23 protein-coding genes are annotated in these 24,097 nt (G+C 65.6%); 17 read left to right on the plus strand and 6 right to left on the minus strand.

All coding sequences use genetic code 11. The features are described from left to right. Positions 1-49 precede the first annotated feature (49 nt). Complete coding sequence (locus ACOOHB_RS04035) at positions 50-820, minus strand: glucose 1-dehydrogenase (RefSeq protein ID WP_420443526.1); 771 nt, start codon at positions 818-820, stop codon at positions 50-52. Positions 821-943: 123 nt separating this feature from the next. Between ACOOHB_RS04035 and ACOOHB_RS04040 the strand changes: the two genes are divergently transcribed. Beyond that, the gene (locus ACOOHB_RS04040; protein WP_420443527.1) at positions 944-2,152 is read left to right on the plus strand and encodes an NAD(P)/FAD-dependent oxidoreductase; all 1,209 of its coding nucleotides are present in this window, start codon (positions 944-946) and stop codon (positions 2,150-2,152) included. 118 nt (positions 2,153-2,270) lie between these two features. Beyond that, positions 2,271-3,281, plus strand: coding sequence for an LLM class flavin-dependent oxidoreductase (locus tag ACOOHB_RS04045; protein WP_420443528.1), 1,011 nt, complete (start codon positions 2,271-2,273; stop codon positions 3,279-3,281). A gap of 74 nt (positions 3,282-3,355) precedes the next feature. Here the strand turns inward: ACOOHB_RS04045 and ACOOHB_RS04050 are convergent, their stop codons facing one another. Further along, complete coding sequence (locus tag ACOOHB_RS04050) at positions 3,356-4,690, minus strand: ATP-binding protein (protein ID WP_420443529.1); 1,335 nt, start codon at positions 4,688-4,690, stop codon at positions 3,356-3,358. 258 nt (positions 4,691-4,948) lie between these two features. On the opposite strand from ACOOHB_RS04050, the gene ACOOHB_RS04055 reads away from it, so the two are divergent. The 11 genes from ACOOHB_RS04055 to ACOOHB_RS04105 all read left to right on the plus strand — a co-directional run bounded on the left by ACOOHB_RS04055 (position 4,949) and on the right by ACOOHB_RS04105 (position 17,604). Continuing rightward, the gene (locus ACOOHB_RS04055; RefSeq protein ID WP_420443530.1) at positions 4,949-5,632 is read left to right on the plus strand and encodes a VOC family protein; all 684 of its coding nucleotides are present in this window, start codon (positions 4,949-4,951) and stop codon (positions 5,630-5,632) included. Positions 5,633-5,723: 91 nt separating this feature from the next. Beyond that, positions 5,724-6,566 (plus strand): dioxygenase, encoded by an 843-nt coding sequence (locus tag ACOOHB_RS04060; protein ID WP_420443531.1) that lies wholly within the window; start codon positions 5,724-5,726, stop codon positions 6,564-6,566. Positions 6,567-6,719: 153 nt separating this feature from the next. Next, entirely contained in the window at positions 6,720-9,158 is a 2,439-nt protein-coding gene (locus tag ACOOHB_RS04065; protein ID WP_420443532.1) for a leucine-rich repeat domain-containing protein, read from the plus strand. Between the two features lie 111 nt (positions 9,159-9,269). Further along, entirely contained in the window at positions 9,270-9,479 is a 210-nt protein-coding gene (locus ACOOHB_RS04070) for a type II toxin-antitoxin system CcdA family antitoxin (RefSeq protein WP_420443533.1), read from the plus strand. Then, positions 9,476-9,784: a type II toxin-antitoxin system PemK/MazF family toxin gene (locus tag ACOOHB_RS04075; RefSeq protein ID WP_420443534.1), complete on the plus strand. Its 309-nt coding sequence runs from the start codon at positions 9,476-9,478 to the stop codon at positions 9,782-9,784. The genes ACOOHB_RS04070 and ACOOHB_RS04075 overlap by 4 nt, the downstream gene beginning before the upstream one ends. Positions 9,785-9,938: 154 nt before the next feature. Next, a complete protein-coding gene (locus ACOOHB_RS04080) occupies positions 9,939-10,805 on the plus strand; it encodes an FAD binding domain-containing protein (protein ID WP_420443535.1) in 867 nt (288 codons plus the stop codon). Beyond that, on the plus strand, positions 10,805-11,296 hold the full coding sequence (locus ACOOHB_RS04085; RefSeq protein ID WP_420443536.1) for a (2Fe-2S)-binding protein: 492 nt from the start codon (positions 10,805-10,807) through the stop codon (positions 11,294-11,296). Before ACOOHB_RS04080 ends, ACOOHB_RS04085 begins: the two co-directional genes overlap by 1 nt. After that, positions 11,293-13,599: a xanthine dehydrogenase family protein molybdopterin-binding subunit gene (locus ACOOHB_RS04090; RefSeq protein WP_420443537.1), complete on the plus strand. Its 2,307-nt coding sequence runs from the start codon at positions 11,293-11,295 to the stop codon at positions 13,597-13,599. The genes ACOOHB_RS04085 and ACOOHB_RS04090 overlap by 4 nt, the downstream gene beginning before the upstream one ends. Before the next feature lie 29 nt (positions 13,600-13,628). Then, entirely contained in the window at positions 13,629-15,230 is a 1,602-nt protein-coding gene (locus ACOOHB_RS04095) for a hydantoinase/oxoprolinase N-terminal domain-containing protein (protein WP_420444656.1), read from the plus strand. After that, positions 15,227-16,222 (plus strand): LLM class flavin-dependent oxidoreductase, encoded by a 996-nt coding sequence (locus tag ACOOHB_RS04100; RefSeq protein ID WP_420443538.1) that lies wholly within the window; start codon positions 15,227-15,229, stop codon positions 16,220-16,222. Before ACOOHB_RS04095 ends, ACOOHB_RS04100 begins: the two co-directional genes overlap by 4 nt. A gap of 92 nt (positions 16,223-16,314) precedes the next feature. Continuing rightward, the gene (locus ACOOHB_RS04105; protein ID WP_420443539.1) at positions 16,315-17,604 is read left to right on the plus strand and encodes an ATP-binding protein; all 1,290 of its coding nucleotides are present in this window, start codon (positions 16,315-16,317) and stop codon (positions 17,602-17,604) included. A gap of 64 nt (positions 17,605-17,668) precedes the next feature. Here ACOOHB_RS04105 and ACOOHB_RS04110 read toward each other — a convergent pair whose 3' ends face one another. Further along, entirely contained in the window at positions 17,669-18,739 is a 1,071-nt protein-coding gene (locus ACOOHB_RS04110) for a DUF917 domain-containing protein (protein WP_420443540.1), read from the minus strand. Between the two features lie 102 nt (positions 18,740-18,841). Here ACOOHB_RS04110 and ACOOHB_RS04115 point away from each other — a divergent pair, with 102 nt between their 5' ends. From ACOOHB_RS04115 to ACOOHB_RS04130, 4 genes are all read left to right on the plus strand, one after another. Continuing rightward, positions 18,842-19,063, plus strand: a complete 222-nt coding sequence (locus ACOOHB_RS04115) for a ribbon-helix-helix domain-containing protein (RefSeq protein WP_420443541.1) — start codon at positions 18,842-18,844, stop codon at positions 19,061-19,063. Beyond that, positions 19,063-19,410, plus strand: a complete 348-nt coding sequence (locus ACOOHB_RS04120; RefSeq protein WP_420443542.1) for a type II toxin-antitoxin system PemK/MazF family toxin — start codon at positions 19,063-19,065, stop codon at positions 19,408-19,410. Before ACOOHB_RS04115 ends, ACOOHB_RS04120 begins: the two co-directional genes overlap by 1 nt. A 124-nt stretch (positions 19,411-19,534) precedes the next feature. After that, positions 19,535-19,831 carry a type II toxin-antitoxin system Phd/YefM family antitoxin gene (locus tag ACOOHB_RS04125; RefSeq protein WP_420443543.1) on the plus strand — a complete coding sequence of 99 codons (297 nt, stop codon included), beginning with the start codon at positions 19,535-19,537 and terminating at the stop codon, positions 19,829-19,831. Further along, positions 19,828-20,244, plus strand: a complete 417-nt coding sequence (locus tag ACOOHB_RS04130; protein WP_420443544.1) for a type II toxin-antitoxin system VapC family toxin — start codon at positions 19,828-19,830, stop codon at positions 20,242-20,244. Before ACOOHB_RS04125 ends, ACOOHB_RS04130 begins: the two co-directional genes overlap by 4 nt. Before the next feature lie 20 nt (positions 20,245-20,264). Here the strand turns inward: ACOOHB_RS04130 and ACOOHB_RS04135 are convergent, their stop codons facing one another. Genes ACOOHB_RS04135 through ACOOHB_RS04145 form a run of 3 tightly spaced genes read right to left on the minus strand, consistent with a single transcriptional unit; the run spans position 20,265 to position 24,043 of the window. Next, on the minus strand, positions 20,265-21,704 hold the full coding sequence (locus tag ACOOHB_RS04135; protein ID WP_420443545.1) for an aldehyde dehydrogenase family protein: 1,440 nt from the start codon (positions 21,702-21,704) through the stop codon (positions 20,265-20,267). After that, complete coding sequence (locus tag ACOOHB_RS04140) at positions 21,655-22,758, minus strand: phosphotransferase enzyme family protein (RefSeq protein ID WP_420443546.1); 1,104 nt, start codon at positions 22,756-22,758, stop codon at positions 21,655-21,657. Before ACOOHB_RS04140 ends, ACOOHB_RS04135 begins: the two co-directional genes overlap by 50 nt. After that, on the minus strand, positions 22,751-24,043 hold the full coding sequence (locus ACOOHB_RS04145) for an aspartate aminotransferase family protein (protein ID WP_420443547.1): 1,293 nt from the start codon (positions 24,041-24,043) through the stop codon (positions 22,751-22,753). The genes ACOOHB_RS04140 and ACOOHB_RS04145 overlap by 8 nt, the downstream gene beginning before the upstream one ends. Between the last annotated feature and the right edge of the window lie 54 nt (positions 24,044-24,097).

Genomic DNA, 24,097 nt, shown 5'->3' on the forward strand with positions numbered 1-24,097 from the left:
ACGTCGAGTCGCACATTCGCCCAGGGTGTGACGGTGCCTGCCGGCAGCGCTACTCGGGAGTGACGTAGGCGGCGGTCAGGCCGCCGTCGACTTGCAGGTTGGCGCCGGTCATGTATGAGGAATCATCGGATGCCAGGAACAGGGCCGCGGAAGCCATCTCGTCGGCTTCGCCGAACCTGCCCATGGGCACATGGACCAGGCGTCGCTGCCGTTTCTCGGGGGTGTCGAGGAACGACATGAGCATCTCGGTGCGCAGCGGTCCCGGCGAGAGTGCATTCACCCGGATGTTCTCGCGGGCGTGCACCACGGCGAGTTCCCGGGTCAACGACAACACGGCGCCCTTGGAGGCGGTGTAGGCGATCTGCGGCGTCGCCGCGCCGACCGATGCCACGAACGAGGCGGTGTTGATGATCGATCCGCCACCGGTCCGGCGCATCGCCTCGATGGCGTGCTTGCAGCCGTACAGCACGCCCTTCACGTTGACGTCGAAGGTCCGGTCGATGGTCTCGTCGCCGGTCGAGATGGCGTCACTGTCGGCGTCCAGCATGATCCCGGCGTTGTTGAAAGCAACGTCCAGCCGGCCGAATTCCGCCTCTGCCCGGCCGAACGCTGCGGCCACGTCCGACTCGACGGCGACATCGGCACGCACCGCGATGGCCTCACCGCCGGCGGCATTCACCTCGGCCACGGTCTCCTCATTCGAGGGGGCAATGTCGACTGCAACTATGCGCGCTCCCTCAGCGGCGAAGCGCAGCGCTGTAGCTCGGCCGATGCCACTGCCCGCACCTGTGATCAGCGCCACCTTGCCTTGCAGTCTCATAGTCCTGACCCCCCAATCGTCCCCGATGTGCTCGAAATGCGCCGGTGCCTCTCACAGCTATGCGGTGTGCTGCCATCATCTGACCGTCCGGAATCGTCTCCACTCACGTCAGGACCGTAACGAATGCCCACTGCCCGCGAAGAGCCCCTGCGTGGCACCTACGACGTTGTGATCGTGGGCGGTGCGGTGATCGGCTCGTCGATCGCCTGGGCACTGTCGGCCAACGACGATTTCGGTGGCACCGTGCTGGTCGTCGAACGCGACCCGAGCTATGCGCAGGCCTCGACATCGCTGACCAACAGTTGCATGCGCCAGCAGTTCTCGAACCCGCTGAACGTGCAGATCTCGCGCTTCGGCGCCGACTTCGTGCGCAACTTCCGGGAACGTCTCGGCGGTGACCCCGAAGTCCCTGACCTGTTCGTGCACCACTTCGGCTACATGTACCTCGCAGGCGACGAGGATTTCGCCGTCACCCTGCGACGCAACCAGGCCATTCAGTCCGAACTCGGCGCCGGCACGCGGATTATGAGTCCCGCTGAGATCAAGGCCGACTACCCCTTCTACAACGTCGACGACATCGTCTGCGGCAGCCACAACCTCGTCGATGAGGGCTATTTCGACTCGGGCACGATGTTCGACTGGTGGCGCCGCAAGGCTCGCCAGAACGGCGTCGAGTACGTGACCGGCGAGGTCGCGGACCTGGTCGTGCAGTCAGGTCGGGTTACTGCCGTCGTGCTGACCTCAGGCGAAACCATCAGTTGCGGGACGCTCGTCAACGCAGCAGGTCCTCATGCGGTGGACATAGCGGCAATGGCGAGCGCAACCCTGCCGGTCGAGCCGCGCAAGCGCTACACGTTCATCTTCGAGGCTGCCGAACCGCTCGATCGCTCCCTGCCGCTCACCATCGATCCCACCGGCGTTCACATGCGCAGCGACGGTGATGCGTACATGTGCGGCTGCACTCCCGATGTCGATCCCGCCGTCGACTACAACGACTTCTCCATGGACCGCGACATATTCGAGGACAAGGTGTGGCCGGTATTGGTACACCGTGTCCCGGCGTTCGAACGCCTCAAGGTCACCAGCCAGTGGGCTGGCCATTACGCCTACAACACCCTCGATCACAACGTCGTCGTCGGACCCCACCACGAGATCGGCAACTTCATCTTCGCCAACGGGTTCTCTGGGCACGGCATGCAGCAATCCCCGGCAATCGGCCGGGCCGTCTCGGAGTGGATCGCCTACGGCGAGTACCGCACGCTCGACCTCACACCGCTCGGGTATCAGCGCATTGTCGAGAACCGTCCATTCGTCGAGAGCGCCATCATCTGAACTTGGCACCGCGCCCGCAGCGGCCGACTGAGCCACGCGCGGCCATCAGCTCTGGGGTCTCGCTGAATCTCGCACCCGCCTCGGACGACGAGGCAGCGCACAAGTACTCTCGCCACTCATGCGATTCGGCATCTTCGACCAGCTCGAGCAACCCGGCGACGTGCCATGGCACGAGCTCTACCGGCACCGGCTCGACCTGTTGGCCCGGGCTGAGGAGGCCGGGGTGTGGGCGTGGCACAAGTCCGAACACCACCTGATCCCGCTCGATGCCGCGCCCAGCATCAATGTCTTCTTGGCGGCCGCGATCGAGCGCACCAGCCGCATCCGCATCTGCTCGCTGGTGCACCTGCTGCCCTTCTACCACCCGATCCGGCTGGCCGAAGAGCTGTGCATGCTCGACCAGCTCTCGCAAGGCCGACTCGAAATCGGCTTCGGCAAGGGCATCAGCGCGCCCGAGCACCTGTTGTGGGGCCTCGACCCCGACGAAGCAGTTGCAAAGACCGACGAGTCGCTGGAGCTGATCCTGGCTGCCATGCAGACAACCGGGAACTTCAGCTTCGAAGGGGAGTTCTTCAGCTTCGCCGATGTGCCGATCGAATTCGAGCCCTACCAGAAGCCCTACCCACCGTTGTGGCGGCCCGGCCAGCTCGACACGGCTGCCGAGATGGGCGTTCGGACCATGGCCGCCGGACCGCTCGCCGCCGTGGCCGCGAGCGCAAGTCGCTACAGCGAGCTTCTGCGCGACGACGGCATCGGCAGGCACCACCCGCCGATGATCGGAGGGCTTCGCCGACTGGTCGTGGCTCCCACCGATGCCGAGGCGGACGAGATCGGGCGTCGCACATGGGTTGCTTTCAGCGAGCACCTCACACGACTCTTCCGGCGCTACGAGCTGATTCCGCCCAACGACCCCACGCTCGGCGGCGACTACGACAAGGCCAAGCACTTCGAGGCCGTCGTCGTCGGCTCGCCGCAGACCATCCGCGAGCACTGCGAACAGTTCGCCGCCGAGGCTGGCACGGACTACTTCGTCGGCGTGTTCGCGTGGGGAGATCTGACGGCTTACGAGGTCACGCGCTCGTTCGACCTGTTTGCCGAGCACGTGATTGCTCCACTGGCGACTTCCTGACAGCGCTGGACGATCCGGCTTGGCTGCGCTGAGATCTCAGCGGTAGCCGTTGGCGGTGACGGGCCGGGCATCGGTTACGGGCCGAGGGTGGTGATGGGGACCACGGCTGCGCCGCTTGGGTGTTCGTACCCGTAGCCGCTGGCGGTGAGGACTACGAGGCGCGTCGGCGGCCGGGTCCGCGATCGATCGATCTTCGCCGCGAGTCGGGTGAGCGATCGGACGGCAGCATCGATGGCCGCTGCGCCGCCGAGTTTGACTTCGACGGCGAGCCACCGACCGTCAGCGAGCCGAACGATGCAATCCACTTCGAGCCCGTCGCTGTCGCGGTAGTGGTACACGTCACTGCCGGCCGCTTGGGCGTAGACGCGCAGGTCACGGACGGCGAGGGCTTCAAAGAGCAAGCCCGCGAATGGCAAGTCGGCCATCACGGCATGACTATTGGATGCAAGCGCAGCGACGGCGAGTGAGGGATCAGCCAGGTGGCGCTTCGGCGCATTTCGCAACTGCGCTCGGGAAGTGATAGCGGGCTTCCACGCAGGCAGGTCCTCGACCACGAACAATCGAGCAAGGGAGTCCATGTAGGTGGCTACTGTGCGTCGGTTCACCGGACTCTGGCCTGCGGTGTCTCCCGCGGTGTCGGCTGCGAGGGTGGCGTAGCTGGCTTCCGACGCGACGTTGCGGCCCAGTGAGCTGAGCAGTCGCCTGACGTTCGTGGGGTCGCGGCTGATGCCGTCGACTTGGGCGATGTCGGTCCGGCTGATCTCCTCGAGGTAGCCGCGCACGATGCGCAGTGCCGTTGCCTCGTCCGCTCGGTTGCGCACGAGGCTGGGCCATCCTCCACGACACGCCGCACGTATCACGTCGTCAGTTCGCAGGCCAGGGTCAATCGCGCGGGTGGGTTGGGAGGCGAACAGACCGGCGAGTGAAACGCTGCCGCTCGACTCATCGGACTCAAACAGGCTCATGGGCCGCATCCGCACCCGCAGCACGCGGCCTGCACCGGAGTGCCGGGTGATGTCGTCGGGCGGGTCGGCCGATCCGGTCAGGATGAATTGCCCTGGCCTGCCGCGATCGTCGCAAGCACGGCGCATGGGGTTCCAGATGTCGGGTGCGATCTGCCATTCGTCAAGCAGACGCGGCGCAGGTCCGTTCAGCAGGAGTCCGGGATCCACATTGGCGGCCAAGCGCGAGGCCGCGGCGGCATCGAGGAGCGCTTCGCTGGCTGCGAAGCGCCGGGCCGTCCATGTCTTGCCGCAGGCCCGAGGCCCTTCGATGAGCACGGCGGGCGAGGCGTCAAGCGCGGCGGCCATCTCGGCATCGGCCACTCGGTCCAAGTAGCCGCTGGGTGCTAGCTCGGGAGCGCTGTTGTCGGCGAGATCGTTCGCTGTGTCGTACTCCTGCCATGTCACGGACCCGAGGATAGTGGCAAATACCGGTTTATGGGTAGGTCATGTGCCTGTTTATGGGCAGTTGATGTGCCTGTTCAGTACACCGCCAGTGGCGGGCACCAACGGCGGCGCGGCCCGGAAACCATGCGGTGGTGGCGATGTAGCTGGACGTACACGGTAGGCACAACATCTTCAGCGGGGCATAGAGTCCACAGTGCAGGCGTAGGCCGCGTCGTTCGTCGGCGGGGCAGCCGAACGCACAGCAGAAGGGCGGCTCGAATGACTGCATTGCATCCCAACGGTGTGAACCACCTGGCCCTGTCCACCCGCGACATGAAGGGCCAGCTCGAATTCTGGTGCGACGTACTGGGACTGCCGCTGAAAGCCCTGTACTGGATGCACGGCGTGGAAGGCACCTATCACGGCTTCATTGAGCTTGCCCCCGACAGCTATGTGGCGTTCGTCCAGCATCCGGACAACGCCAAGGACATCGAGCTGGGCGTCACCCATGCGGGAGGTCCCGGCGAGCCCGTCACTGCCGGCACCATGCAGCACGTCGCCTTCAACGTCGACACGTTCGAAGACCTCATGGCGCTGCGGGATCGCATCCGTGACCGTGGTGTCCAAGTCTTCGGCCCGATCGACCACGGCTTCATCCAGTCGATCTACTTCGCCGGCCCTGAAGGGCTGGCGCTCGAAGTGGCCTGCGGGTCCGCCATTCCGGTCGAGCAGTGGGTGGACCCCGAGGTTCTGGGGCTGTGCGAGATCTCCGACGCCGAGCTCGAGGCGCTGAAGTACCCCGCCGAATACACCCGGCCGGCCGAACCCATCCCGCAGCCTTCTTCTGCCACCGGTATGCCCCGGTTGATGCCCACCGATCACTACGACATGGTGATGAACCTTCCGGACCAGGTGGTGTGGGACAGGATGAGCGAGACCACCCCTCCGGTGGCCGCGGAGTGAACCAGGGGCGCATCACGCCACCTGAGTCCGGCGGAAACACCTGAGGCCGCACGAGAGCGTGTCGGGCGCTGACGAGATCGCAGGAGGCGTCATGACAGAAAACAGCTCCGAAGCAATGACCCCGGAGGCCCACCTCGCCGAGGTGCTGGCGGCCTACGACAACTCACCCAATCCGCGGCTTGCGGAGATAACCAAGGCGTTGATCCGGCACCTCCACGAGTTCGTCGTGGAGGTCGGCCTGACCCGGGAGGAGTGGTTCGCCGGCATCGAAGCACTGACTCGCACGGGCCAGATGTGCGACGAACAGCGGCAGGAGTTCATCTTGCTCTCGGACACGATCGGCGTATCGATGCTCGTCGAGATGATCAATCACGTGGCGGCTGAGGGCTCGACTGAGCCGACGGTGTTCGGCCCGTTTCACGTCGAGGGGGCACCGCACCGTGCGATGGGCAATTCGATCATCACCGATTCCATGGAGGACGACCAGGAGGTGACCTACGCCGGCCGAGTGCTTGGCCTCGACGGCAATCCCATCGAAGGGGCGACGCTCGACGTGTGGGAGACCGCCTCCAACGGCTCCTACGACGTGCAGGACGGCGGCCAGACGCCGATGAACATGCGCGGCATCTTCACCACGGGGAGCGATGGCGCCTACGAGATCCAGGGAATCCGCCCGGTCCCGTATCAGATTCCTGGCGACGGCCCGGCGGGAGACTTGTTGTTCGAGAACGGACGGCACAACTGGCGTCCCGGGCACATGCATTTCGTGGTTGCAGCAGCGGATCACAAGACTGTGATCACCCACCTGTTCGACGCAACCAGCGACTACCTCGACAGCGATGCAGTCTTCGGCGTGCGCGATTCGCTCGTCGTCGACATGAGCGGCGATCGCTGCGACTACGACTTCGTTCTCGAGACCGTGTCGGAGAACTAGGGGATCTTCGGGACAACGCAAGTCAACACAGCGCTCCTCCTCAGCGATCACGGACCGGCACAACAGATCGACACGCTGCTGGGCCGCAGTCGCTTCGTGCTGGAGTTGCAGGGTCCCCAAGGGCTGCGTGGGTGCTCGTGTACGGTCCCATCGATGCGCCAAGAGCGACGCGGCTTGAAGCGTCAGGCGAACGGCCGGCGGTCGAAGAAGACGCCGACGCAACTGGCTTTGCGCTTCGGCGCCGTGCTTGCAGCGGTGGCCGTGTGGCTCGTAGCTGCCGCCGGAGTCAGCGGTGCACAGGAGACGCCGTCGCAACCGCCTGACCGTCAGGCCCTGCTGGAGCTCTACGACGCAACCGACGGACCGAACTGGCGCAAGGCAGCATCGTGGGGCAGCGAGGCGCCACTGGGGTATTGGCATGGCGTGACCATCGACCGCGAAGGAAGGGTGATTGCGCTTCGTCTGCCCGACAACGGGCTGTCCGGGGAGCTTCCGACTGGTCTCGGTGCACTCGACCGGCTCGAAGTTCTCGACCTCAGCTACAACGAGATTGTCGGCGAGATTCCCGGTGAATTGGGTGCGCTCAGCGGGCTGCGTGTCCTTGACCTGAACAGCAACCGATTGGAACGGCCGATTCCCCCAGAGATCGGCGACCTCGCGCAGCTCGAGGTTCTCAACGTGCGCAACAACGGGCTGTGGGGCGCGCTGCCGACTGAGCTTGGCGAGCTTGCGGTCCTGCGAGTGCTCGATGTGCGCACAAACAGCTTCTCGCGGCCGATTCCAGCGGAGTTTGGCGGTCTCGCATCGCTCACGCATTTTCACGGAAGCGGCAACCGGTTCTCGGGCGAGATTCCAGTCGAGCTCGGTGCGCTGGAGCACCTTGAGTGGCTCGACCTGAGCCGCAACCAGTTGGAGGGCGCCATCCCCGCACAGATCGGCGACTTGAGCAGCCTGAGGTGGCTCGACCTGAGCGCCAATCGCCTCACCGGCGAGATACGCGCAGAGTTCGGCGGCTTGGACAGCTTGTTGAGGCTGAATCTCTCGCACAACGACTTGTCGGGTCTGCTTCCTGCGCAGCTCGGCACTCTCGACCAGATCGAGGAACTGCTCCTGTCTGCGAACGAGCTGTCGGGGCCGATCCCGCCTGAACTGGGCAATCTTTCGACGCTGGAGCGGCTGGAACTCGACCGGAACTACTTCAACGGCAGCATCCCTTCGCGTCTCGGTGGCCTGGGCCGATTGACGCACCTCATCCTCAGCAGCAACGAGCTGACGGGCCGGATGCCGCCAGACCTGGGAACTCTCACAGAACTCCGGGTGCTCGACGTGAGCAACAACGAGCTGTCGGGCCGGATTCCTAGTCAGATCGGCAGCGCGAGGAGCCTCCGAGAGCTGGACCTCGGCGGCAACCGGCTGCACGGCGTGATGCCGTCCAGCATCGGCAAACTCACCGCCCTGGAGCGTCTGCGCCTGGACAACAACGAGCTCTCGGGTGCAATTCCGCACAGCTTCGGCAAACTCGCCGAGCTGACGGTGCTCGAACTGCACAACAACAATCTCACCGGCGAGATCCCCGCATCACTGGGCAACTTGGCTTCTCTGCGGCACATGAAGCTGGCTGGCAATCGCCTGTCCGGCCAGATCCCGGCAGCGCTCGGAAAACTCGGTGGGCTGGAGCGCTTGGACTTGCGCTACAACGCCCTGTCGGGAGAACTGCCGGCATCGCTGAGCCGACTTGTGGGTTTGACGCACTTGTGGCTCGGCAGCAACGACTTGTCCGGTCCGCTTCCGCCCTGGCTCGGTGAATTGGGCAACTTGCGATGGCTCGACGTGCGGATCAACCATTTCGAAGGCGAGATCCCGCCGGAGTTGGGCAGGCTGGGCAATCTGGTGGCGCTGTACCTCAGTTACAACTCGCTGAGCGGCGAGATTCCAGCGGAGCTTGGCAATCTCGAGCGACTGCAAATGTTGATGATCCGTCGAAACGAACTGTCAGGCGAGATTCCGGTCGAACTGGCGAGTCTGGCGAATTTGCGGTGGCTGAACCTGTGGAGCAATGACCTCACGGGCGAGATCCCGCCGGAACTCGGAAGCTTGGCGAAACTCGAGCGTCTTGACCTCGACGAGAACATGCTGAGGGGCGAGATTCCTCCTGAACTGGGGAATCTGACGTCGCTCACCGAGCTGTGGCTCAACAACAACCAGCTCACCGGCTCGATCCCCGCAGAGTTGGGCAACCTGACCAACCTGCGTCGCTTGTACCTGATGGTCAACCAGCTGTCCGGCGAGATCCCTGTCGAGCTGGCCAATCTGGAGAAGCTGCAGCGGCTGTACCTCTGGGGCAATCAGCTCTCGGGTGAGATTCCGCCCGAACTCGGAATCCTGACTCGGCTGACCCACCTGTACCTGATCGACAATCGACTGTCGGGCGAAGTCCCCGCCGAACTCGGCACTCTGACCAACCTGCAGCAGATCTTCATCAGCGCCAATGACTTCTCTGGCTGTCTGCCGGCTGCGTGGGAGTCGCTGGAGACGTCAGCCGACGATCTGGGCGCCCTCGGACTGCCGTTCTGCCCGGCCGATGCCCCATAGGAGAAGACCTTTGCGAGCGCAACGCCATCCGTGCTGCTGCGACCGCCACGAGGCCTAGGCAATCACAAAGTACCATTGGCGAGTGCTAGTACCAAATGCTAGCATAAGGTGATGGCAACCACGAGAACCACCTTTACGCTGGACCGGGAGCTGGCAGAGCAAGCGCAGCTACTCCATGTCAACGTCTCGGCCGCCGCGCGAAAGGGCGTGGCCGCCGCAGTCAAGCGAGCGCTCGGCGAAGCTGATCGAGCGGCCTATCAGCGTGTTCCCGAACAACCCGACGATTTCTGGGATGAGGCCGAAGCCTGGGGCGAGGCGTGAATCGTGGCGAAGTGTGGTGGGCACACGTGGGCCCCAAGCGGCGTCCAGTGTTGGTGCTGACTCGTCCCGAGGTCATCGATGTCCGCGAGATGGTCACCGTTGCCGAGATCACGACGACCATACGGGGGATCGCCGTCGAAGTCCCCGTGGGTGAGACCGAAGCTGAACTCCACGCAGACTCGGCCATCAACTGTGACGGATTGCATACGATTCGGCGCTCGTCGCTCACAGCGATGGCCGGAGAGTTGGATGACTCGACGATGCAGTCGGTGTGCCGCGCCGTCGCCTATGCGCTCGGCTGCTGATGGACCATTCAGCTGATGGGCGATGCCCGATAGGACAAGACCTTCACGGGCGTAGGTGGGCCGCATCCCGGAAGGGGTGAGGGTTACCATCGCCGGGATCGAGGGGTGCCCGGATTTCCGTGACCCCGACTGAGTGCGCTGGGGAGGTTCTGCCGTGCGATTCTGCAGGGTGAGCAGCGTCGCCGAGGCGGTTGACGAGCTGAGCCGTTGGGGCACCGGGGGCTGTGTCCTGGCGGGCGGGACCGATGTCATGCCGCAGTACCTGCGTGGCGAGCGGACCCCGATGGCGTTGATTGACATCGGCGGGATCGACGGGTTGCGCGGCATGTCCGAGGTCGGCGGTGTGACAAACATCGGTGCGCTAGTCACCTTGCGCAGGCTTGCCACCGCCTCGCTCGTGGCGCTGAAGCATCCGGCGCTGGCGCAGGCAGCAGCGGCCGTCGGTGCATGGCAGACCCAGACGGTCGCCACGCTGGGCGGCAACGTGTGCGGGGCTGCACCGACCGCCGACACGCTGCCGGCCCTGCTGATCTCTGATGCCCAGCTGGCGCTGGTGTCCAAGTCGGGGCGGCGGCGCTTGGGGCTGGAGGAGTTTCTCGACGGGGCCGGCGGCACCGTTCTGCGGCCCACTGAGTTGTTGCGCTCCGTCGAGGTTGATCCGCTCGGCGACCGTAGCGCTGAGGGCTACCTGAAGGTGGGTCGTCGCAGCGCTATGGATCTTGCGGTCGTGGGCTTGGCGCTGCGACTGTCGGTTGCGCCAAACGGCCTGGTGAGCGATGCCAGGGTGGCGGTGTGCGGCGGCAGTCAGTCTCCGCAACGGGTGCGGGCGGCGGAGGCGGCCATGCTGGGCACACAGATCGACGGCGGCTCGGTCGCATTCGACGATGCGGGCGAGGAGCTGGCGCAGGCAGCTGCTCCGGAACGCACCGAACGGGCGCAGTACCGGCGTCGCGTCATCCCAGGACTGCTGAACCGGCTCGCACAGCGCTGTGTCGACGAGATCGTCGGAGCGGGGCAATGATGCCCGCAGGCTCATCCGAACAGACCGTCGCCATCCGGCTCACGGTCAATGGCCGAGCGCACCTGCTCGATGTCGGTGCAGGCGAGACATTGCTCGGCACGCTTCGAGATCGGTTCGGGCTCACCGGTCCGAAGGAAGCCTGTGTCGAGGGCGAGTGCGGCGCCTGCACGGTGCTCGTGGACGGCGGTCCGGCAGCGTCGTGCATATTGGCTGCCGGTTCAATGAATGGTCGCACCATTCGCACGGTAGAAGGGCTTGCCGGACCGGGCGAGCTGACTCCGCTGCAACAGGCATTCGTGAACCACGCAGCAGTGCAGTGCGGCTACTGCACGCCCGGCGTGCTGATGGTGCTGACGGCCTTGCTCGCCGAGGTGCCCCAACCGACCGAGGATGAGGTTCGCCGGGCACTGGCGGGCAATATCTGCCGCTGTACGGGCTACCAGCAGATCGTCGATGCAGCGCTCGATGCTGCTGGGGCGGTGTCGTTGTGAACGTGCTCGGCACCAGCCCTGCCCGCAGCGATGCTGACACGAAGCTGCGCGGCGAGGCTGTCTTCGGCGCCGACCTCGTGCGGCCGGGGATGCTGTGGGCTGCGCTCGCCCGATCGCCGGTGGCTGCCGGCGGGGTCCGTGCCATCGACGCGCGCCCGGCACTGGAGATCGACGGTGTGCTGGATGTGCTGACTGCGGCCGACGTGCCGAGTTGGCGCACTGGCGTCATCGTGTCCGACACTCCCTTGCTGGCTGCCGACTACGTGGCTTACGAGGGAGAGCCGATTGCGATCGTGGTCGCGGACAATCGGAGCGCAGCCGAGGCCGGAGCGAGCGCCGTGGCCGCCGACATCGAGCCGATCGAACCGATTTCCACGCCCGAACAGGCCCTCGCGCCCGGTGCTCGCTTGGTCCAGCCCGCGTGGAATCGCTTCGCCGTGGCCGGCGGCGTCGACATCGGGCGAAACGGCAACGTGGTGGCCGAAGTGGTCCACGACCCCGGTGATCTCGATGAGGCATTTGCGGCAGCAGACCTGGTGGTCGAGGGCACCTATCGCACGCCCCGGCAATACCAGGCGCATCTGGAGCCCAAGATGGCATTGGCCACCTTCGAGTCGGGTCGCTACACCATCGAGGTCTCCCACCAGTACCCGTTCCGGCTGCGAGACCGAGTCGCTCAGATACTCGGCGTGATGCCCTCAGCGGTCCGGGTAGTCGGCCATCACATCGGGGGCGGTTTCGGCTCCAAGCTCGATGTCAGCCTGGAAGCGTTCGCAGCACTGCTGGCCCAGCGTTACCGCCGCCCCATCCGTATGCAGCACAGCGCACTCGAAGAGCGGCTGGTGGCTCCCTGCCGGGCGAACGCGCTGGTGTCGGTTCGCTCTGCAGTACGGCGAGACGGCGCGATCCTGGCCACCGAGGTCGAGGCCGTGTCCGACAGCGGCGCATACGCCAACAACGGCCCGGCGCTGTCGGCCATCCCGATGTTCGTCTTCGGCTCGATTTACCGGGTGGGCACTGCCCGAATCCGGACCCGAAACGTGTACACGAACACGGCACCCACCGGCGCCTACCGGGGGGTGAACGGACCCTGGCTGGTGTTCGCAAACGAACGCCACATGGACGCCATTGCGGACGCACTCGGCCGTGACCGCCGGGAGTTCCGGCTCTCGTCGCTGGCACGAGACGGTGACCTCATGCGCAACGGCCAGCCGCTCGAGCAGGTGTCAATCCTGCACGAGGCCTTCGAACGAGTCGACGAACTGGCGCCCTGGCGCGAGATCGCGTCGCGTCATTCAGCACAGAGCGGTGCGGGTGACGGCTTGCTGCGCGGTGTCGGCATGGCGGCAGCGATCTGGCTGACAAACCCGATGCCAGGCCACGCCACGGTGAAGCTGAATGAGGACGGCACCGCCACAGTGATCACTTCGGCCACCGAGAATGGCTCGGGAGCTGTTGCGACTGCGTTGCGCCAGATCGCGGCCGAGACACTGGGACTCGCAGCCGATCAGGTGCTGGTCACGATGCCCGACACCGACGCCACGGGCTATGACGCCGGATCCCAGGGCAGCCGCACCACCCACGTCGTCGGCCGCGCTATCGCCGACGCCTCTGCGGACGTCCGACGCCAGGTGCTCGACCAGGCGTCGCAGATGCTCGAGGCGGCTCCCGAGGACCTGTTGATCGCAGACGGTGTTGTGACGGTTGCCGGGGTTCCTGCCGCGAGCCTCACGCTCGGCCAGGTCGCACAGGCAGCCACGTGGACAGAGGGACCGATAGCGGCAGGCGCGTCGTATGTCACGCCAACACCGCCGCACGATCCCATGTGCGCAACCGGCATGTTGATCAAGGGGTGGCCGACGCCCACGTACCACCTGCACCAGGCCGAAGTCAGCGTCGACCCAGTCACCGGGCGAGTCAGGGTGGAGCGCTACGTGGTGTGCCAAGAGGTCGGGCGGGCCATTCACCCTGATGCCATTGCGGGCCAGATCCAAGGCGGCGTCGCACAGGGCTTGGGCTTTGCGCTGAGCGAGCGCGTCGATCTCGATCACGGCCGTTACGTCCAGCGCACGTTCAAGGAACATGGCCTGCCGCTGGCCGCAGATGTGCCGAAGGTGGAGATGATCGTGATGGAACACGCAGACCCTGCAGGTCCCTACGGCGCGAAGGGCGCAGCCGAGCCGCCCGTGGTCCCTGTAGCGGCCGCTGTCGCCAATGCCGTCGCCGATGCCATCGGCGCACCGATCGACACATTGCCGATCACCCCGGAGGCCGTGCTCGATGCCTTGGAGCGGGCACGGTGAGCGCTCCACTGGCCCCGCCACCGGGGACGCTGCGCATCGGCGTCGATGTCGGCGGCACCAACACCGATGCCGTCGCCATGTCGGGCAATGACGTGGTGGGCTGGGCCAAGGCAACGACGACACCTGAGGTCACCGACGGCATTGTGACGGCTGTCCGGACGCTGCTCGGCTCCCATGGCCAGTCTCCCGAAGCCATCGGCGCTGTGATGATCGGCACGACGCATTTCACGAACGCACTGGTGGAGGGACGCCGGTTGGTGCCGACGGCAGTGGTGCGCCTTGGGCTGCCCGCCACCAAGGGACTACCGCCCTTCATCGACTGGCCCGATCGGCTGCGTGCGGTGCTGGGCGATCACGTCTACCTGTGCCATGGCGGCCATGAATTTGACGGCCGTTTGATCAGCCCGATCGACCACGAGGAGCTGCGAGCTGCGGCCCGTGACATTGCTTCGAAGGGTCTGCGCTCAGTGGCAGTCGCGTCGGTGTTCTCGCCGGTCGATGCCAGCCTCGAACATGAAACCCAAGAGGTCCTGCGCGACGAGGTGCCCGGGCTGGACATCAGCCTGTCGAGCGAGATCGGCCGGCTCGGCCTGCTCGAACGAGAGAACGCCGCGATTGTGAACGCCTGCCTGCGCCCGCTCGCCGAACGCACCGTTGCGGGCCTCATAGCGGCGCTGGTCGAGCTCGGCCTCGATTGCCCGCTCCATGTCAGCCAGAACGACGGCACGCTCATGAGCGCCGACTTCGCCCGCCGTTACCCGGTGGCCACGTTCGCGTCGGGCCCCACGAACTCGATGCGCGGCGCCGCGTTCCTGAGCGGCGTACGTGACGGCGTCGTCATCGATGTGGGTGGCACTACGTCCGACATTGGCGTCCTAGTGAACGGTTTCCCGCGTGAAGCATCGACGGCGGTGTCGGTGGCGGGGGTTCGCACAAACTTTCGGATGCCCGACGTGCTGTCGCTGGGACTGGGTGGCGGAAGTCTGGTGCGCTCAGACTGCGGCCAAAGCGATCGCGGCCAGAGCGATCGCGTGACGGTCGGCCCCGACAGCGTCGGCTACGAGCTCGCTGAGAAAGCGCTCGTGTTCGGCGGCGAGGAGCTGACGGCCACCGATGTGGCGACTGCTGCAGGCATGGCTGACATTGGCGATCGAGCGGCAACAGCGAATCTTGACCCGGCGCTCGTGCGCGACGCCGTGGAGTCCATACAGGTGATGCTGGCCGAAACGGTCGAGCAGATGAAGACTTCGGCCAATCCGGTGCCGGTTGTGGTGGTGGGCGGCGGGGGAGTCCTGGTGCGCGACGGCCTAGCGGGAGCGTCGGAGACGATCCGGCCGGAATACTTCTCGGTCGCCAGCGCGATCGGTGCAGCGATCGCTCAGGTGGGCGCGGAGACCGAGCGGGTGTACTCGATGGCCGAGATGACCCGCGACGAAGCAATGGAGCGAGCCCGATCCGTCACGGCACAGCGTGCAGTCGACGCTGGTGCCGATCCGGCCACGGTCGAAATCACCGACGTGGACGAGATTCCTCTCACGTACTTACCGTCGAATGCCATACGGATCCGGGTGAAGGCCATCGGCGACTTGGCCTCGGCCGACGGCACCCCGCACACAGGGACAGACATATGAGCAACAAGGGATCGATCGGACTCATCCTGGGCAGCGCGATTGCTCCCGAAGCCATCGCCAATGCGGCGGCGCAGGCCGAATCAAGCGGCTTCGACGAGATCTGGCTGGCTGAGGACTACTTCTTCACCGGCGGCATCTCGGGCGCTTCGGTGGTGCTCGGTGCCACTAATGAGATCACGGTGGGTCTGGGCGTCGTGTCGGCGGTGGCCCGTCATCCCTCGGTGCTGGCGATGGAGCTGGCAACGCTGAGCCGGTCGTCACCGCAGCGGCTGGTCGCTGGCGTGGGGCTGGGCGTGCCGGTGTGGGTCCGCCAGATGGGCCTGCATCCCCGGTCGCCGCTGACAGCAGTGCGGGAATGTGTGACAGCGGTCAAGTCGCTGCTCGCCGGCGAGACGCTCAACCGCCACGGAGACGTGTTCGAGTTCAACGACGTCAAGCTGAGGTACCCCGAGACGGGCCCGCCGATGCCAGTGCGGCTTGGCGTGTCAGGGCCGAACATGCTGCGCCTGAGCGGTGAGATCGCCGATGGGACGGTGCTCTCGGTCTGTTCCAGCTTGCGGTATGTGGAATGGGCGACCGAACGCATTGACGAGGGCCGTGAGCTCGCGGGCCGTACCGATCCCCACCCGATCACGGTGTTCGCCCTGTACGCCGTTGACGAAGACGGCCAAGCTGCACGAGATTCCGCTCGGGCTTCGCTGGCGTTCTATCGCCAGCACGGGCCCAACGCCCTCACCGACGTGTACGGCATATCCGACGAGCTGCAGGTCTTGATTGGGAAGGGCGGCTACACGGCGGTGCGAGACGGCATGCCCGACCAGTGGGTCGCAGACCTGACCGTGGCGGGAACGCCTGCCGAGTGCGCCGCCAAGATCCAGGCGTTGTGGGCCGGGGGTGCCGATTCAGTGGCGCTGTTTCCGATCGCGACTGACCGCTTGGCGGAGATCATCGACCTCACCGCCAGCGAGGTACTGCCCCGCAGTCGAATGTAGGTGTAAGCGCCTCCTCGCTGGCGTGTTGACTGCCATTTTATTGGCACATCAACTGCCACTTTGATGGCATACAATGCTGTCCGAGTATGCCGATGGCCGAGAGGAATTCTGACGACATTGCACCGGAGGGGTACCTGCCGCGGATAGTCGACGATGAGATGCGTACAGCATTGCGGGCGATGCCCGCTGTGGTCGTCGAAGGTCCTCGTGCATGCGGCAAGACTTGGACTGGGCGTCGATTCGCAGGCAGCGCCGTGTACCTCGACGAGCGTGTCGGTGTGTCATTGGCGGCTGGGATGGCTCCGGCGACGGTCCTCGATGGCCTGACGCCACGACTGGTCGATGAGTGGCAGCTCGCGCCCGCTGTGTGGAATGCGATGCGCCGGGCCTGCGACGAGCGCGGTCTGCGAGGACAGTTCATTCTCACCGGCTCAGCGGATCCTCCCGACGACATCACCCGTCACTCGGGAGCCGGTCGCATCATGCGAATACGGATGCGCACCATGAGCCTGTACGAGAGCGGCGAGTCCGACGGAGCAGTGTCTCTGCGAGGTCTTCTCAACGGCGAATCGTGCATCGCCAGCGATCCGGGCTTGTCGCTGGACGATGTGCTCGCGTTGGCGTGCCGCGGTGGATGGCCCCAAGTGCTCAATGCCGACCCGGTCTCTGCGGCATCCGCAGCCGGGGCCTACTTGGAGGAAATCAGCCGCACGGACCTAGCGCGTGTCGATGGTGTCGGGCGTGATCCGGTGCGGGTGCGCCGGCTGCTGCGATCGATCGCACGAAATGTGGCCACTGAAGTCCGGCACACAGTGCTCGCCGCCGACACCGCAGCACCCGGCGAGGCGCCGCTAGAGCGACGCACGGTTGCCGGCTACTTGGCGGCACTCGCTCGCCTGTTCGTCGTTGACGAATTGCCGGCCTGGCGACCTCATATTGCGTCGCGAGCGCAGGCGCGGCTCTCTTCCAAGATCTTCCTCGCCGATCCGTCGCTCACCGCCGCTTCGCTCGGCATCGGTGTCGATGCGCTGATGCGTGACCTGCCTTTCGCCGGTCGGCTGTTTGAGTCGATGGCATTGCGGGACCTCCAGATCTACGCGAGGGCAAATCGGTGCTCGCTGTCGCATTACCGCGACAGCCATCACCTCGAAGTCGACGCCATCATCGAACACCCAGACGGTCGCTGGGTAGGGGCCGAGATCAAGCTCGGCGGCACCGCAGCGGTCGACAAGGGCGCGGACACCTTGCTTCGACTGCGCAACAAGCTTGACCACATCCACACCGGTTTGCCCGCAAGGCTCGTGGTGATTGCTGCTACGGGCTACGCCTACGAGCGGCCCGATGGTGTTTGCGTTGTGCCGATGACATCGCTGGGTCCGTGATTCGCCTGGCCGACTCGAATGGATGCCGCTCGGGCAGTTCGGACTGAGTCTGGCGTTCGCTCGGTCAGACGGCGGGGACGTAGTCAGCGTCGATGCCGAAGGCGTGCGGTCCGACAACGGCAAGTGCCTCGGGCGTGCGCAGCAGGTCGGGCGCGGGCAGGACCAGCACATCTGCTCGTACGCCGAAGCGAAGCAGCTCGGTCGTGATCGGCTCGCCGGTGTCGGTCGTGACCAGCGTTATGAGATCGGGCACCATCACCTTGGGCTCGTCGTCTTCGTAGATGGCGAGATTCTCGTTCTGGAAGTCGATGCGGATGGTGCGGCCGGCGTCGTCGCCGATGCCCGCCACGGTCATCTGACCGCGTGCGAAGCCGGCGGCGTTGCGCCGATGCACGTCGGTGACCTTGCCGCGCAAGTACCGCATGCCACCGGCGACGCCCAGGATCGCGTCTGACGGATCGTCCTTGACTTCACGTGCCCGATGCACCGCATGGCCGATGTCGCTGGCCAGCCGCAGCGTGTTCGGGATGATCGAGCGGCGGCAGTACGCGCCGTCCATGACGGCTGACGCCAGCCCGGTGTGTGCGCCCATCTCGACAGTGGCGGCCCGCGCAATGCGCTCGAGCCACTTGGCGTCGGGCACCTCGGCGATGACCACCTGGCTGCCGCGTTCATCGGCGATGGCGGCGGGGTAGGGGCTGCCGCCGTAGATCAGGTACGTGATCATCTGCAGTTCGGGGAAGGCCCGGCCCATGCCGTCACCGTTCACGATGGGAATGTCCATCGCGGCGCCAACCACCATCGGCACCATCGAGTTGCTGCCGCCCATCTCGAACGGGGCGATCGCGTCGAACTTCCGACCCAAGTGGCGCTCGAGTGCCCGGGCCGCCACGGTCTCCTCTTCGCCGCCGGCGAGCTTCTCATGGCTGACCATCGGCGAACCCATGCCCCCGACGGCCACCAGCAGGTCATCGTCGGCGATCTCGTCGGGTTCGATGACCCGTACCCGCCCGCCGGTTCGCAGCACTTGGAGGACCCGCAGCCGCCCGAGGTAGGGGTTCCCGCCGCCGCCGGTGCCCAGCACCGCTGCTCCCAACGCAATCGGTGCGAGATCAGGCTCGGTGATCTCCCACACAGCGTCCCTCCTGCCACCCGCCGACGCAGCAACCGCCGACGCTACCCCGCGCTGCCATTCCGGTTTGCGAAAACGAATTTCCTACCTAAGTAGGATTCTGGTATGAAGATCAGTGTGAGCATTCCTGACGAGGACGTTGCGACGCTGGATGCATATGCAGCAGCCCATCAGATGCCGTCTCGTTCAGCGGCGATCCGGCGTGGGATCCGCCTCATGCGAACCTCCAACCTCGTGCTCGACTACGTCGCGGCATTCGAGGAGTGGTCCGACGAAGATGCTGAACTCTGGGACACGGTCGCGGGCGATGGTCTTGAGACTGACTGATGCGACGCGGCGAGATCCGAATTGTCGACTTCGATCCCGCGTTGGGTTCTGAGGCAGCCCGTCGACGTCCTGCAGTCATCGTGAGCAACGATGCCGCCAACGCAGGTGCGGGGATCACGGGACGGGGGGTAGTCGTGGTGGTGCCGCTGACTTTCAACACCGACAAGATCCTCCCGTTTCAGGTACTCGCAGAGGCCGCGGACACAGGACTGCCATCAGATTCCAAGGTCCAAGCAGAACACGTCCGATCGGTGTCAGTGCAGCGCGTTGGGCGTCCCATCGGTGTGCTGCCGTTCGAACTCATGGAGCGGCTCGACGACGCCCTGCGGCTCCACCTCGACCTCTAGCACGCCTGACCGGTGTCGATCAGTTGTTCTTGTGGCGTCGCAGGGGGATCGACGCGCTTTATGTAGCTATGGCTACTGGCCATGGCTACAATGGACCCGGTGATTGATGTGGGGAGGTAGTCGGATGACCCTGGGTGGGGCCGGTGAACGGACTATTCCTGCTGGTGAATTCAAGAACCGATGCCTCGCCTTGATGGACGAGGTCAACGAGACCGGAATCGAGATCGTCATCACCAAGCGCGGACGGGCGGTTTCGCGACTCGTGCCCGCGAGCCGGTCGGTTCCTCAGATGTGGGGGCGCTACAAGGAGCACATCGGGGCTCTTGACGACCTTGTCGCACCAGCGGTTCCGGCTGGCGACTGGGAGGTCGTCAGCGATCCGGATCGGGTCCTGGACCCCGATCGAACATCGCAGCAGTGATCCTCCTCGATACCCATGTGCTGGTGTGGCTCGTCGCGGCTGTGTCGCGCCTCGGCGAATTGGCGCGGAACCAGATTCAGGAGGCGTGGGAGCACGGCGAGGTCGCCGTGTCGGCGTTCACGTTCTGGGAACTGGCCCAGCTGTGTTCTGCTGGCCGACTTGAACTCAGCCAGCCGCTGCGGGTGTTGCGGCAGCGGTTAGTGGCTGACGGTCTGGCATCTGTGCCCGTTGACGATGAAATCGCTCTTCGATCCGTCGAATTGGGTGACGAGGGCCTTCATGGTGACCCGGCCGACCGCATCATCGTGGCTACGGCAATCGTCGGCGGATTCCGCCTCGCCGCCGCCGACCGTGAGATCGCGGCCTGGGTTGACCGATCAAGCCTGGTAACGCTGCTCGATCCTCGAGTCTGATCCCACCGGAGGAATGAGGCTCAGCCGCGATGGCCGGTGTCGATGATGGCGGTGCGGAGGTCGGTCATGTCCAGGATCGTGTACTTGCCGCCGATGCGGCCCCAGCCGGTACCTGTACGCGAGGCGCCGCCGAAGGGGGGATGCTGTTCCCAGAATGCGGTGCCCTCGTTGACCAGGACGGTGCCGGTACGCAACTCGTCGACAGCCCGGTAGGCACGAGCCAGCGACGAGGTGAACACCGAAGCCTGCAAGCCGAGGTCGGAGTCATTGGCGAGGGCGAATGCCTCGTCATCGGAATCGAACTCGGTAATGGGCACCACCGGGCCGAACGTTTCCTCGCGGAACACGTCCATGGTCGGTATGACGTCGTCGATCACCGTGAGTTCGTAGAACAAGCCGGTCGGCCGATCGGCCTCACGGGCGCCGCCCAGCAGCACTTGGGCACCCTGAGCTTGGGCATCGGCTACGTGGGCATCCATGCGAGCTGCGACCGTTTCGTTGTTGAGCGGCCCCATCAGCGTGGTGTCTTCGAGCGGATCACCAGGCTTGACACCTGCGGCGCGTTCCATGACCAGCGCTACCAGTTCGTCGTGGATCGAGTCGTGCACCAACAGTCGCTCGGTCGCGACACAGCACTGTCCCGACACGAAATGAGCACCAAACACCGCTGCATCGGCGGCCGCGGACAGGTCGGCGTCATCGAACACGATCTGCGGGCCATTGCCGGACGCCTCGATGATCGTGCGCTTCATGCCAGCGGCAGACACGATTGCCTCAGCGGTCGCCTGCGAGCCCACGAATCCGACACCATGCACACCCGGGTGCGAGACCAGCGCCTCTCCCACCTCGCCACGGCCCATCACCACCGACACAGCCCCGGGCGGGAACCCCGCTTCAGCGACAGCCTCGGCGAGCGCGAGCGCGGAGAGCGGGGCGTTCTGGGATGGTTTGATCACCGCTGGATTCCCTGCAGCGAGTGCGGCTGCGAGCAACTCCGCCGGGATGTTCATCGGGAAGTTCCAGGGCGTCACCAACGCATAGACGCCGTTCGGCTTGCGGTGAGTGAACACTCGCTTGCGCGGGTCGACGCTTGGCAGCACATGGGTCTCGAGCCGCTTGATCTCCTCGGCGGCCAACCGGAAAATCTCGGCCGACTCGGCAAGTTCGTCGACAGCCTCAGCGGCGAGCGGCTTGCCGCTCTCGCGAGCCAACTGTTTCGCCAGTGGTCCGGACCGCTCATCGATACAACCAGCCGCTGCATGCAGCAGCTCCGCCCGTTCGAAAAAACTCAGTCTCTCCAGGTCGGCCTCGGCCTGGTTCGCAGCGGCTACGGCATCGTCGATGTCGGCAAGGGAGGCAGTATCAACCTCCGCGAGCACCTCACCAGTAGCGGGCTCGACGACGGTGATCTCAGTGATGCTGCGGCCCATGCGCCGCTCGCCCCCAATGAGCTGATGCATCTGCGCACCCTAGGCCGACGTTGATTTGCTGCTGAGCAATCGCTCGCAGCCGGAGATGACACCTCTGCGGAACATCTCGAGCTGGCCATCGGGCCACGGGACCTCGGGCCGCTGGGCCCTCGGGCCGCTGGGCCCTCCAGCCCAGGATCGCCATGCCGCGGATCAGCTCGAACATCGGTACGAGCGACAGGTCGTCATCTCTGATGGGGCGCACGGACCGGTAGCTGCCCAGGAATGCCTGCCGGGCAGCGTGGAAGTCCGCAGTGCCTCTCGAATGGAACATGGCCACTGCGATGTCGTACTGGTGCCAGCCGAAGCCGGCGTCGTCGAAGTCGATGACGCTCAGCCGGCCATCGTGGGTGAGCAGGTTTGCCAGGTGCAGATCGGCATGAATCATGCTGAAGGTCCTGCGCGGTTCGCCGTAGCGACGCAGCCTTTCCCGGCAGTGATCGCGTGCCGCGATGAGCAGGTCGCGCTCGCGGGCATCGAGCACCGGGTTCTCCCAGAACGGCCCCCAGAAGGGCGCATCGCCGAGCAGACCGTTCAGGTCCAGGCGGTGGCGACGGAACGATGTCGGCGGTGTCCAGGCGGCCGCCTGATTGTGCATCGCTGCCATCAGGCCACCGAGCTGCCCGAACGGCTCGGCGATCTCGGCCGGTTCGGTTGCGTCGGCGCTCTTGTCGTGCGCAGTGAGCAGCTCGCCGACGATCTCGCCCGGCGCCCACAGGTTGAGGCCAACCTGCCGTGTCTCGCCGTGGCCGACATCGGTGAGCACGAAGTAGCGGCCGTCGGGCGCAGCGACCGGCGTCGGTACGGAGATGCCGCTGCTGCGCAGCGCCTCCAGCCACACGCGTTCGGAGTTGAGTTCGTCGAGGGTGTGGTAGCCGGGCCGGTGCAATCGCAGAACGTAGGCCTGCGGTGAGCTGTCGTCGTCAGCGCGAAACGTCACGTTCTCGCTGATGCCGACAAGCTGCAGGCGTGCCGAGCCGATGCCGAACGCTTGGAGTGCCTCGCGGGCCGGCGACTCGTACGGGGCCGCAGCCCCGTCAACCATCGAGATCCGCCAGCACAGCGTCGAAGGCTGCCAAGAACTCGTCTGCGTGGGAATGCTGGAGCACGAGCGGCGGCCGGAGCTTCAGCACGTTGGCGAACGCACCAGCATTCGAAGCCAAGACGCCGCGGTCCTTCAGCCGGTCGGTGACCTCGATCGCGCGGGCCCTGTCCGGTGCCCGCTCTTCACCAGGCACCACCATTTCCACGCCGATGAACAGGCCGTGCCCGCGGACGTCGCCGATCCAGGGGCGTCCTTCGGCCCGATCGGCAAGCGCGGCCTTCAGCCTTGCGCCGATCTCGCTGACGCTCGTCGCCAGATCCCGCTCTTGAATCTCGTCGATCACCGCATGACCGACAGCGGCTTGCAGGGGGCTGGCGGCGAAGGTGTTGAAGTGTCGGGTGCCCGCACGGAAGCCTTCGACGAGCTTGCGGCTTGCGACCGTCGCGGACAGGGGCAGGCCGTTGCCCATCGGCTTGCCCATCACTGCGATGTCCGGTCCGAATCCCGTGACCTCGTAGCCCCACCAGCGGCCCGTGCGGCAATAGCCGGCCTGCACCTCGTCCGCGATGACCAGCCCGCCGGCGTCGCGCACCATCTGGGCAGCCTTGGCCATGAATTCGCCGGGGATGCCTGGCAGGCCTTCGTTGGCCAGGATCGGGCACAGGATGATCGCCGCGACACCCTGTCCCGATGCCTCCAGGTGATCGATGGCAGCAGCGAGCTTTTCCAGATAGGCCTCGGCGAGATCGTCGTCGTCAAGACCGTCCTTGATGGGTCGGAAGCGCTGCGGGAAGGGGATCGTTGCCACCTCTGGGTGCTCCGAGGGTCGTCTCCCGGCGAGGGTCAGGGCAATGACTGCCTCAGTGTTGCCGTGGTAGGTGGCATCAGTGGCGATCACGCCCCGCCGGCCCGTGGCGAGGCGTGCCATGCGCAGCGCCACCTCGACGGCTTCGGTGCCGCTGCAGCTGATGACAGCACTCTCGATGCCATCCGCATGCAGCCCCACAAGCCGTTCGGCGAAGCTCACGATGCCCTCGTGCAGGTACCGGCTGTGCACGTTCAGCGTGGCCTGCTGGGCAGCCATCGCCTCGGCAACACGAGCGTTGCCATGCCCCACGCAGGGCACGTTGTTGTACATGTCGATGTAGCGGCGGCCGTCGGCATCGAACAGCTCGACCCCGTCGCCTCGCACGATGTGCAGCGGCTCGGTGTAGAAGAGCGGCGCCCCTGCGCCCAGCGCCTGATCCCGTCGAGCTTGAAGTGACGGGCCCGATGTCGAATTCACAGGCACGCACCCCAGGTGTCGCAGCCGGCGTGAACGGGCGATGCGGGGTGCGGC

This window comes from Candidatus Poriferisodalis sp. (assembly GCF_965215815.1).
GTDB lineage: Bacteria > Actinomycetota > Acidimicrobiia > Acidimicrobiales > Poriferisodalaceae > Poriferisodalis.